Raw genomic sequence first — 11,125 nt, 5'->3', positions numbered from 1 at the left:
AAGTAACTTTGGTCGTTTTTTTCTTGTAATCCACCACTGACTTTTGTACGCCTGGTTCTCTCATGAGCACTTTCTCTATACGTTCCTTGCACATTTCACATTGAACTGTTGGAGTTTTAATCACTACCGTTTGCACTCCTTTTTTGACCTGGCTGGTACCGGCGGTTGCAAAAGCCACAACGGCAAGCAACAATAGTCCGAGTTTTTTCATAAGTTTTTGTTTTCTCAAATGTAATTATTTCCCCTGCCAGTTGCCAGGATCTGCTTGCCATTTTAACAAAATATCGTGCTCCGCCGGAGTGAAGAGTTGCTTTTCGACTGCCAGGCGGATCATTGTTGCATAATTCGTGAGTGTCCGGAGTTTAACGCCGGCTTCCCTGAAGTTTTCTGCCGCCATCGGAAAGCCATAGTCGAAAATTGACACCATTCCTATCACTTCGAGTCCTTCCTGCCGTAATACTTCTACAACTTGCAAGCTGCTTTTACCGGTAGAAATAAGGTCTTCAATCACTACAACTTTCTGTCCCGGTTCATAAAATCCTTCGATCTGGTTACCCATTCCATGTTCCTTGGGTTTGGGCCTGACATAGATATACGGAAGTTTAAGCTGGTCGGCAGCCATGGCGCCCCATGCAATCCCTGCGGTTGCCACGCCGGCCAATATTGCTCCGTCCTCAAACTGGTCGAAGATCACATTGCACATTTCGGACTTGATGAACTCCCGGACGAAGGGAAAGGATAATACCCTGCGGTTATCGCAATAAATCGGACTTTTCCATCCTGATGCCCAGGTAAATGGGGTTTCAAGGTTTAACCGGACCGCCTTGACCTGAAGTAGTTTTTCGGCGACTGCTTTTTCGTTTGTTGTCATAATTAGAGATTTTGGAGCTTCGGGCTACTTAGCTACGCACGCAGCACGCTTGTTTGTGCAAGATCCTGGCGGTCGTCGTAGCACCCAATTACGCCCCACAGGAAACTTACTGATTCAAGATGCATCCGGGGCTTCGTCGGGCGAAGCCCAACTACGCCCCACAGGACACCTACTTATTCAAGATGCATCCGGGGCTTCGTCGGGCGAAGCGAAAGTATTTTAAAAAAACGAGGTGAATTACAATGGCAGGGTTTAAATTGTAAGAGTAAACCATCTGAATGTATATTAAGATCTATTTCAACGATAAACCGCTGTTTCTTACCGACAATGTTACGGCGGAACTGGAACCCTATAAACACCATGATGATGCCGTGTTTATGGACGAGCTATCGTCGCCGGGTATAAACTCCATGATCCACGAAATGAAAACTGAAAAAGTACATGCAGGAATATTCCTGAACGAGAACCTGGAGGCACTTAAACACGCCTTTTTTAAGAAATTCATAGTGATCCGCACTGGCGGTGGGCTTGTCGTTAATGATAATGACGAATACCTCCTTATTTTCAGGCGGGGCAAATGGGATCTGCCGAAGGGCAAACTGGATGAAGGGGAAACAATCGAAGAATGCGCTATAAGGGAGATCAATGAGGAAACCATGCTGGTTAACCTGAGCATTAAGAAACATCTCATCAATACCTACCATACTTACGACGAAAACGGGAAACATATTCTGAAAGAAAACTGCTGGTTCCTGGTCCATGCCGCGGGAGAACAATATCCCGAACCACAACTTGAAGAAGATATTACGGAAGTTAAATGGGTCAAGCCCGGTGAACTCGACGCTTATATCACCAACACCATGCCTTCTATAATAGATGTGCTGCGGGCAGGAGGGTTGCTGGAGCACGCTTAGAGCGTTCCAGCTGCCGGCTTTAAACGCTCTCCAGCCGTGAAAAATTCGTCGTCATCTATCGCTTCTCTTCGGCAGAATGGCAACAGTAAGCCTGCTGATACAAATCAGGGCCTCTTTATAATCGGTGATCCTGATATCCCAGACATGTGTAGTGGACCCAAGATGAATAGGTTTTGCCAACCCGGTGACAGACCCTTCCCTTGCGCTTCTTATATGATTTGCATTGATTTCAAGACCGACACAGATAAAACGTTCCCTGTCGATCACCAGGGATGACGCGATGCTTCCCAGGGTTTCGGCCAATACACAGGAAGCTCCCCCATGTAGTAAACCATAGGGTTGAATGGTGCGATGATCCACGGGCATTTTCCCTTTCAGAAAATCGGGCCCGAGTTCCACGAATTCGATCCCAAGCCATCCAGCCATATTATTTTCTCCTGCGGTGAGGAGATCACTTACCGCGAGGTTTTTGTTATACCAGATCATATTCTTGATTTGATGCTGAGTTCAGGTTTTAACGTGACCGCGTTGCAGTGGATTTTTCCATCCTCGACTGGGCGATCGTGGTAGCAACCTCTTCGGGTAGAAACTGCATGGCATTGCCACCGTTCCTGATCACATCACGTACGAGGGTACTGGCAACCGAAGTGTATTGTGGTAAACAGGTCAGAAATATGGTTTCGATATTATTATCCAGGCTCCGGTTCATATCTGCAATGGCTTTCTCATACTCGAAATCATTGACATACCGTATACCCCGAAGGATAAAATTCGCTCCCACCTTCAGGCAACATTCAACGGTGAGCCCATCATAAACCACACATGAGATCTTGTTGTTTGTGCGATAGATCTCGTTGATCCATTTCATACGCTGCTCTTCATCAAACATGGGAACCTTGCTGGCGTTTCTGCCTATTCCAATCACCAGTTTATCAAACAGCGGGAGGGCACGATTTATAATGTCCAGGTGACCAATGGTGATGGGATCAAAAGTTCCCGGAAACAAAGCAATTCGCGACATAGGCAGCTATTAGAGGAAAGTAAAATACAACAAATATGCACAAAAAACCATCAGTTGTTGACTTCCCTGCCACCGGCCAGGAGGTAGAGTGCGGCCATCCGCACCGCAACACCATTTTCAACTTGTTGAAGAATGATTGACTGGCCACTATCAGCAGCATCGCTGTCCAGTTCAACTCCCCTGTTTATAGGACCGGGGTGCATGATCACTATCTCTTTACCCAGACTGTCGAGTAAAGCCTTGTTGATACCATAAGCCAGGCTGTATTCCCTTAATGAAGAAAACAGCACCTGGTTCTGTCTTTCGAGTTGGATTCGCAAAACGTTGGCGACGTCGCACCACTGTAAGGCTTTCCTTAGGTTATATTCCACCTGCACATCAAAAGCCTCTTTCAGATATTTCGGGATCAGGGTCGGAGGACCTGCAACCATAACCTCTGCTCCCATTTTTTTGAGCAGATAAATATTACTTAAGGCCACTCTTGAATGCATAATATCGCCGATGATCGCGATTTTTTTTCCTTCCAGGCTTCCCAGTTTTTCCCGGATCGAGAAAGCGTCAAGAAGTGCCTGCGTTGGATGCTCGTTGATGCCATCTCCCGCATTGATGATCGCTGCGGGAATATGTTTGGCAAGAAAATGCGGGGCACCGGTTGCACTGTGACGCATCACCACCATATCGACCTTCATTGAAAGGATATTATTCACGGTGTCCAGCAGCGTCTCTCCTTTCGTTACGGAGGAAGCACTTGCACTGAAATTGATAATGTCTGCACTAAGTCTTTTCTCAGCCAGTTCGAAGGAAATTCTTGTGCGTGTGGAATTTTCATAAAACAGGTTCACTACCGTGATGTCCTGTAACGAAGGCACTTTTTTGATGCGGCGTTGAAGCACATCTTTAAACTGAACGGCTGTATCTAAAATGATCTTTATATCCTGTGGAGTGAGATCGCGAATACCAAGAAGGTGTTTGACTGAAAGCTGCATTTCAGGCATCGAAGTTATAAGATAAATAGATAAATCCTGAATTCATTTTCATCAGTTTTCGAGCAACACCACTTCCTGGCGGTTGTCTCTTTCCTTCCAGTATACTTTTACTCTTTGCGAAACGAGCGAATCTATTGCCCGGCCAACATAGTCTGGTTGAATTGGCAGCTGCCGGCTGAAGCGCCTGTCAATAAGAATACACAGTTCAACCTTTGCCGGGCGGCCAAAAGCCATAAGCGCATCCATAGCTGCCCTGATGGTTCTTCCGGTATACAACACATCGTCGATCAGGACAACATTTTTATTTTCTATGCTGAAAGGAATTTCAGTATGATTTGGGATGTGTATTCCTTTTGCTACGTCGTCCCGGTAGAACGTGATATCAAGTTTGCCATAATTAACCTGTTGCCCCGGTAACAAGCTGCGTAACTCCCGCGCCAGCTGATCAGAAACAAAAATGCCACGCGGCTGTATGCCGATAAGCACTGTATCCTGCAAACCAACATGGTTTTCAAGAATCTGGTGTCCAAGCCTTTTGATGGTTATCGCGACTTGTTGTTCGGTTAATACAGTTTTCAATAATGATCGATTTTGACAGCGTTATGAAATGATGAACCCCACGCCTATTTTTCCTGCTGGAAAGGATAACGGTAATCTACCGGTGGATTAAACGTTTCTTTGATTGTCCTGGCGCTTAACCAACGATAAAGATTCAGGATCGACCCGGCTTTGTCATTTGTACCACTTGCCCTTGCACCCCCAAAAGGTTGTTGGCCAACAACCGCGCCAGTAGGCTTGTCGTTGATATAAAAGTTCCCGGCAGCATTTCTCAGTTTTTCTGTTGCCAGTTCAACGGCCGTCCGGTCGGTGGAAATGATTGAACCGGTTAAAGCATACGGTGACGTCTCATCAACCAACTTAAGTGTTTCTTCATATTTCTCAGCATCATAGATATAAATCGTAAGTACAGGTCCAAAGATCTCTTCGCACATACTGACATACTTCGGATCCTTTGCTTCTATAACAGTGGGTTGAACGAAATACCCTTTTGAGCTGTCACACACACCGCCTGCGATGATCTCTGCATCCGGATCTTTTTTCGCATTCTCTATATACTTGCTGATGTTATTAAAACTTTTTTCATCAATAACCGCGCTTATAAAATTTGTGAAATCATCTACCGGTCCCATCTTAAAACTGTTTATACCTTCCACCAGCTTTTTCTTGATCTCCTCAGCCAGGTTTGAGGGGATATAGGCACGTGAAGCTGCAGAACACTTCTGGCCCTGGAATTCAAACGCTCCGCGGAGCAGGGCCGTTGCCACTACATCAACACTGGCACTTTTATGAACAACAACAAAATCTTTTCCTCCTGTCTCTCCGACGATCCGCGGATAAGACTTGTAATTAGACATATTCTCGCCAATGGTCTTCCACATATGATTGAATACACCGGTCGAACCTGTGAAATGTATACCCGCAAAATCACGGTGAGTGAAACAGACTTTACCAAGCGTCGGGCCATCTACATAGATCAGGTTGATCACACCATCGGGTAAACCCGCTTCTTTGAGTATTCTCATGATCATCTGGGCAGAATAGATCTGTGTGTTTGCCGGCTTCCATACAACTACGTTCCCACACATCGCGGCTGATGTTGGCAGGTTGCCACCTATAGCCGTGAAATTGAAAGGCGTCACCGCGAGTACAAATCCCTCCAGCGGGCGGTACTCCAAACGGTTATGCATACCCGGGCTGCTTATCGGCTGTTGTTTGTATATCTCACCTAAAAAATGCACATTGAAGCGAAGAAAGTCAATCAGTTCGCACGCACTATCAATCTCGGCCTGGTAGGCATTTTTGCTTTGGCCCAGCATAGTGGTGCCGTTCATATATGGCCTGTATTTCGTTGCAATCAGGTCAGCCGCTTTTAAAAATATATTTGCACGATTTTCCCAGCTTAATGCTGCCCAGCTATCCTTTGCAGCCAATGCGGCATCAATGGCCTGGTTAATATGCGTTTCGTCTCCGTTATGAAAATGTCCAAGCACATGAGCGGTTTCATGGGGAGGGTGAATGGCAGTTTGTTTACCTGTCCTCACTTCCTGGCCACCTATATACATTGGGATGTCCGCTTGTTGTCCCTTGAGTTCGGCGAGCGTGTTTTTTAATATTTCTCTTTCTTTCGATCCGGGCGCATAATTCAAAACGGGCTCATTGACCGGCATAGGATAATTAAAATAACCAAGACTCATAAAAACTTTTTTAATTATTGATCGCTATGATCTTAATACTATTGTCTTTTTCGCGGAACCAGATCTGTCCCTGCCCGATCATTGCTCCTTGTTCCGTCCGGAAAACCTGGCTGAGGCGCTGGTCAGCAAGTGCTGCTTTAACACCATCTGTGATATAGTCGCGGTAATTTAACTTGAAATCGGATTTGTCCTTAATACCGGGGTTTCGCATTGGGTAATCCAGGTATCCGGATATAGAATCCACCTGGTTGTCCCTGACCCAAATCTGTAGTTTCCTGATAAATTTCTTCATTCCGATGGAATCAGCAATTCCTGCGTTCTTCCAGGATACCGGCCTTGATCCATTACTGAACACAGAATCGTCAAGGAGGTCCGCTCTTGTCAATGCATAAGGGTCCACCGATACGGTGTCGGTTCCGTCGGTTCCGGTAGCTTCTTTCTTGTCAGCAGCGGGCTGACAGCCCAGCATTAAGAAAAATGAAATGAATAAACTGTATTTCAGACCGCGGTTATGCATAGACGTTGTCGGCGTTTAAACCCTGATCGCTTTTTGTTCAGCTCAGTTCTTTTTCCATCATAAGATAAGCTTTTATAAAGCCGTCGAGATCGCCGTCCATTACCGGTTGAACATTTCCAACTTCGTAGTCGGTACGGTGATCCTTGATCATTTTATACGGATGGAAAACATAACTCCTGATCTGGCTGCCCCACTCTATTTTTTTCTTTGAAGAATTGGCTGCATTTTTCAATGCTTCCCGTTTCCTCATTTCTTCCTCATAAAGCCGGCTCTTCAACATGGTCATAGCCTTCTCCCGGTTTTCACCCTGGGTTCGGGCCTGCTGACATTCCACGATGATACCGCTTGGCTTGTGGGTAAGCCGCACCGCGGTTTCCACTTTGTTCACGTTCTGACCTCCACTTCCACCGCTTCGGAAAAACGCCCATTCAATATCGGCAGGGCTCACTTCAATCTCGATGGTATCATCGATAAGCGGGTAAACATAAATAGAAGCAAAGGAAGTATGGCGCCTGGCATTGCTGTCAAAAGGAGAGATCCGCACAAGGCGATGTACACCTGATTCGGCTTTTAGAAATCCATACGCAAATGGGCCATCAAATTGCAGGGTAGCACTTTTTATACCGGCACCGTCTCCATCCTGCCAGTCGAGCTGGGTAACGCTCCAACCTTGTTTTTCACCATACATGCGATACATGCGGGCAAGCATTTCTGCCCAATCCTGGCTTTCTGTGCCGCCGGCGCCGCTGTTGATTTGCAACACAGCGGGCAATTCGTCCTCCGGTTGATTAAGCGTACTCTTGAACTCTGCTTCCTCAATTAACCTGAGTGACTCTGCATAGGCCTGCTTAACTTCTTCTTCATTTGCCTCACCTTCTTTCCAAAACTCAAAAAGCACGGCAAAGTCATCCACAGCAGATTCCACTGATTCATATAACTTAACCCAGTATTCATTGAGTTTTATATTCTTCAGTATCTCGGTAGCACGCTTGTTGTCATCCCAGAATCCGGGTGACAGCGATAATTGTTTTTCCTGGTTTATTTTGTCCTGTCTGTTATCGACGTCAAAGAAACCTCCTCAGGACGGTTACCCGATCCCTCATAGCCTTGATCTGTTCTTGTGTCATAGGGCGCGAAGTTATGCGTTGTAGCCGAAAAAAAGGCATGAAATTAATATTGAAACCGAAAAACGTTTCGCGTTATATTTCCCGCAACATCAGTCGCTCTCGTCATCAGTAAATGTTGGCTACCAGGCACATTGTATTTGGAATCGCCCCGGTGAAATTCGGTTTCTTTACCTATCCTTAAAGTGGAAATCCTGCCTTTCTGTTCAAGCGGAACCCAACGGCCGTCGAGTTCTGCCCGCACGTTCGGGATTCCGCCGAGGTCATCTGTGACCTGCATTTTTAAGGCTTCGTCATTAACAATCTGCTGCCCGTTTTTCCAACCCATCAATTTCACAGAAGAAGGAACTGGGCCATTGAAGAAATCTGGCGGGATGGCTTTCCGATATAGTTGCTGCCCGGGTACTTCATTGTAAAACTATATGTACTGGTATTACCAGCTATATCTTTTGTTTCAATACTCATTGAGTGTTCTTTACCATCAGCCAGGTTGATAATCCCATCACCGTTCGACAGCCTCATTGTGCCCGGGATTTTTTTTGGGGATGAAAGTAAAAGAATGCGATTCTCCGGAGAATTACGCCTGGGGGCATAGTCTGTCGCTCGTACTACTTCCTTGCTGTTGGCCTCTGGCAGACTGTCCATCCTGAAAGTATGGACCGATCTGCCATCCATGAAAAGCTTCACCTGGTAAACACCCATGTTGAATGGAGATGAGTTGATTTTATCCAACACAGTTACTCCAATGCTGACGGTGCGGGATGGTACAAGTAACGTCTTTTCAGAACTCCCTGCCTTGGCACCGGCATCCGTATCGCTATAAATTTTTTGCGCAGCATATTGATCGCTTCCCCGATCACGGCTATACCAGTAAACAGCTTTGATTACCGGTGCGCGGTCATCGGCGACCTTCGCTACTTCCAGCAACGGGTTGATGCTTGTTCCCGTGACAGTATTCCGCCATTCAAAGTGAAGATGTGGCCCCTCGGAAAAACCCGTATTGCCGCTCAGGCCAATGATCGCCCCTTTTTCCACTTCAAATTTTCCTTCCGGTATCGTAATGTCTTGTGTCCACTGCCCTTTCCTGCGCTGGATAGAGGCAACATAATCTGCGACAGGTTCGGAAAAAGAATTGAGATGGGCATACAAACTTGTCCTGTTATTATCATGTGTCACGTAGAGCGCATTACCATATCCGTTAGCACTGATGGTTACGCGGCTGATCCAACCATCTGCGACTGATCTGACCGGCAAATTTTCTTTGCCATTTGTCCTGATGTCCAGCCCAAGATGCCAATGGTCACTCCTGGCCTCACCAAAATTGCCGGCGAGGTTCAGAGGCAGATCAAGTGGTGCAACGTAACCAGCCAAAAACCTGTTCCCACGATTTGAAATAAACGCTATCAATATTGCCAGCCATAATACGATAATAGACACGCTGAGAACGGCCTTACGTGTGACTATGGGTCGAAATTTCCGAAGATCGTCATCTGTAGGATGAGCTATAGCTTTCCCCGGTAAGCGGCGCGATGAGGACAGAATCATACATTTTTTCTCGAAACTATATCTCCACCCAGCCTTATTCAATACTAATCTGCAAACCGGATGAGACGCTCTGCATACCCATTCAGCACTCCGCCAGAATGTTTGCAGATGAATTTTGCCTGTTGGCAGATTTTGACATGAAGACCGCGCACTGCATTAATCTCTGAGACACTTAAGTGTTAGATTTACAAATATGAAATCGAAGGTGTGGATGGTCATGGCCCTGTTTATTGTGTTTTATTTCCTGGTCAGGTTGATCCAGGATATGCCTGACCTGGTAAACGGGCAGGTCGATGTGTTAGCTATGCCAAGAAAGATGAGATCAATTGTGTTCAGGACTTTACATATAGTAATGCTTAGCGGTTTCGCCGTATCCACTTACCTGATCCTGCTGAAATACTATTCAGGCGCCCCGGTGCTGGCAGTTACATTAATAGCATTGGTCAACCTTATTTTATTCTTCCTGTTTTTTAGTCTGGATCCGGGAGCTGGCAGACTTCGATACTTTTTCCTTACCAACCTTTTTTATTTCATTATATACATCGCTTTCGGTGCGATATTTTTTTTCATTCAGTATGCCGGCTTCAAGGAGCTACAACGTAAAGAGTTATTAATTCAACACCGCCAGTCAGAGTTATCATTTTTAAGATCACAATTGAATCCCCATTTCCTGTTCAATAGTCTGAACAACATTTATTCGCTGGTTAACCAGGGCTCCGGGAAGGCACTTGAGGCAATTGCCGGTTTTTCTGAACTTATGAGATATATGTTATACGATGCCAGCGAAAACGTGAAGCTCAGTGAAGAGATAAATTATATGCATAGATATATCCAGCTTCAGCAGTTACGATTTGAACATGATCTGCCCCTGAATATTACGATTTCCGCAACTGGTGAAAGAACAATTCCCCCGTTATTGTTTATACCCTTTATTGAAAATGCATTCAAACATGGCACCTTTCAACATGAATCAGATAAACTGATCATTAGCATTTCAGATGATGGAAAAGAACTTAGCTTTTTTTGTTCGAACAAAATCAACAACCAGCATAAAGATGCCGGGGGAGGTATTGGCCTGGACAATGTAAGGAGAAGACTTGAATTACTTTACCCATTGGCCCACGAACTATGTGTTACGACAGACGAGGACAGATTCAATGTTAAACTAACTTTGCGAGATGCCTGAAAACGGAAATATCAGATGCGTTATTCTTGATGACGAACCGCTTGCTGTTAAGCTGTTGGCAGATTACGTGAATCGTACCGGTGACCTGGACCTATTATTTGCCGGCACAAATGTGATGCTTGCGCTTGACCTGGTTCAGCGCGGGCAGGCGGACCTGTTATTTCTCGACATCCAGATGCCCGAACTCTCAGGTATTCAGTTTATGAAAATTGTGAGGAACGCATGTGATATCGTTATAACGTCAGCCTACCCGGATTATGCAGTTGATGGTTTTGAATATAACGCATTGGACTACCTGCTGAAGCCCGTAACCTATGATCGATTTTCGGTGGCAGTTAATAAGTTCAGGCTTAAGCACGGTTCGCAGAACATCTTGCATGTAACCAAAGATGTGCCGGATCACATATTTATCCGCAGCAATAACCGGCTTCAAAGAATGGATTTCAAGGATATTTTTTATATCGAAGGTCTGAGAGATTATATTGCTTTTCACGGTGTGCAAGGAAAAACTCTTTCCCTCGAAAGTATGAAGAACATACTTGCCCTGCTACCCTCACAACAATTTGTAAGAATTCACAAATCTTACATTGTAAATATGTCAAAAATATCCTTTGTCGAAAAAGGCAGCGTGAGCATTAACAACATCAACCTGCCTATCGGCGAAACTTACCGGGAAGAATTTATGAATAGCGTCAGGAAAACCTGA

At 45.5% G+C, this 11,125-nt stretch carries 14 protein-coding genes; 3 read left to right on the top strand and 11 right to left on the bottom strand.

Annotated features, from left to right (window positions below):
* Positions 1-211, bottom strand: a 211-nt coding sequence (locus ACX0G7_RS25135) for a cation transporter (protein WP_458926297.1), incomplete at its 3' end; no start/stop codon positions are given.
* Between the two features lie 24 nt (positions 212-235).
* Entirely contained in the window at positions 236-871 is a 636-nt protein-coding gene (gene pyrE, locus ACX0G7_RS25130; RefSeq protein WP_458926296.1) for an orotate phosphoribosyltransferase, read from the bottom strand.
* A 278-nt stretch (positions 872-1,149) separates the two neighbouring features.
* On the opposite strand from pyrE, the gene ACX0G7_RS25125 reads away from it, so the two are divergent.
* Positions 1,150-1,785, top strand: a complete 636-nt coding sequence (locus tag ACX0G7_RS25125) for an NUDIX hydrolase (protein WP_458926295.1) — start codon at positions 1,150-1,152, stop codon at positions 1,783-1,785.
* Between the two features lie 51 nt (positions 1,786-1,836).
* Here the strand turns inward: ACX0G7_RS25125 and ACX0G7_RS25120 are convergent, their stop codons facing one another.
* From ACX0G7_RS25120 to ACX0G7_RS25080, 9 genes are all read right to left on the bottom strand, one after another.
* Positions 1,837-2,271: a hotdog fold thioesterase gene (locus tag ACX0G7_RS25120; protein WP_458926294.1), complete on the bottom strand. Its 435-nt coding sequence runs from the start codon at positions 2,269-2,271 to the stop codon at positions 1,837-1,839.
* Positions 2,272-2,299: 28 nt separating this feature from the next.
* On the bottom strand, positions 2,300-2,806 hold the full coding sequence (coaD, locus tag ACX0G7_RS25115) for a pantetheine-phosphate adenylyltransferase (RefSeq protein WP_458926293.1): 507 nt from the start codon (positions 2,804-2,806) through the stop codon (positions 2,300-2,302).
* A 50-nt stretch (positions 2,807-2,856) separates the two neighbouring features.
* Entirely contained in the window at positions 2,857-3,792 is a 936-nt protein-coding gene (locus ACX0G7_RS25110) for an aspartate carbamoyltransferase catalytic subunit (protein ID WP_458926292.1), read from the bottom strand.
* Positions 3,793-3,843: 51 nt separating this feature from the next.
* Complete coding sequence (gene pyrR, locus ACX0G7_RS25105; protein ID WP_458926291.1) at positions 3,844-4,371, bottom strand: bifunctional pyr operon transcriptional regulator/uracil phosphoribosyltransferase PyrR; 528 nt, start codon at positions 4,369-4,371, stop codon at positions 3,844-3,846.
* 44 nt (positions 4,372-4,415) lie between these two features.
* Complete coding sequence (pruA, locus tag ACX0G7_RS25100) at positions 4,416-6,047, bottom strand: L-glutamate gamma-semialdehyde dehydrogenase (RefSeq protein ID WP_458926290.1); 1,632 nt, start codon at positions 6,045-6,047, stop codon at positions 4,416-4,418.
* A gap of 10 nt (positions 6,048-6,057) precedes the next feature.
* Positions 6,058-6,564 (bottom strand): hypothetical protein, encoded by a 507-nt coding sequence (locus ACX0G7_RS25095; protein WP_458926289.1) that lies wholly within the window; start codon positions 6,562-6,564, stop codon positions 6,058-6,060.
* 37 nt (positions 6,565-6,601) lie between these two features.
* Positions 6,602-7,691 (bottom strand): peptide chain release factor 2 gene (gene prfB, locus ACX0G7_RS25090; protein WP_458926288.1). Its coding sequence is split into 2 segments (ribosomal slippage): positions 6,602-7,630 and positions 7,632-7,691, totalling 1,089 coding nucleotides; the frame shifts between segments, so codons are not numbered across the junction.
* A gap of 43 nt (positions 7,692-7,734) precedes the next feature.
* Complete coding sequence (locus tag ACX0G7_RS25085) at positions 7,735-7,968, bottom strand: hypothetical protein (RefSeq protein WP_458926287.1); 234 nt, start codon at positions 7,966-7,968, stop codon at positions 7,735-7,737.
* Positions 7,969-8,021: 53 nt separating this feature from the next.
* Positions 8,022-9,233, bottom strand: a complete 1,212-nt coding sequence (locus ACX0G7_RS25080) for a M23 family metallopeptidase (RefSeq protein WP_458926286.1) — start codon at positions 9,231-9,233, stop codon at positions 8,022-8,024.
* Between the two features lie 193 nt (positions 9,234-9,426).
* Between ACX0G7_RS25080 and ACX0G7_RS25075 the strand changes: the two genes are divergently transcribed.
* Entirely contained in the window at positions 9,427-10,419 is a 993-nt protein-coding gene (locus ACX0G7_RS25075; RefSeq protein ID WP_458926285.1) for a sensor histidine kinase, read from the top strand.
* Positions 10,412-11,125 carry a LytR/AlgR family response regulator transcription factor gene (locus tag ACX0G7_RS25070; RefSeq protein WP_458926284.1) on the top strand — a complete coding sequence of 238 codons (714 nt, stop codon included), beginning with the start codon at positions 10,412-10,414 and terminating at the stop codon, positions 11,123-11,125. The genes ACX0G7_RS25075 and ACX0G7_RS25070 overlap by 8 nt, the downstream gene beginning before the upstream one ends.

This window comes from Flavitalea antarctica, from assembly GCF_054461535.1.
Note: the sequence above shows the minus strand (reverse complement) of the source record. Positions and strands in the feature narration are given on the sequence as shown.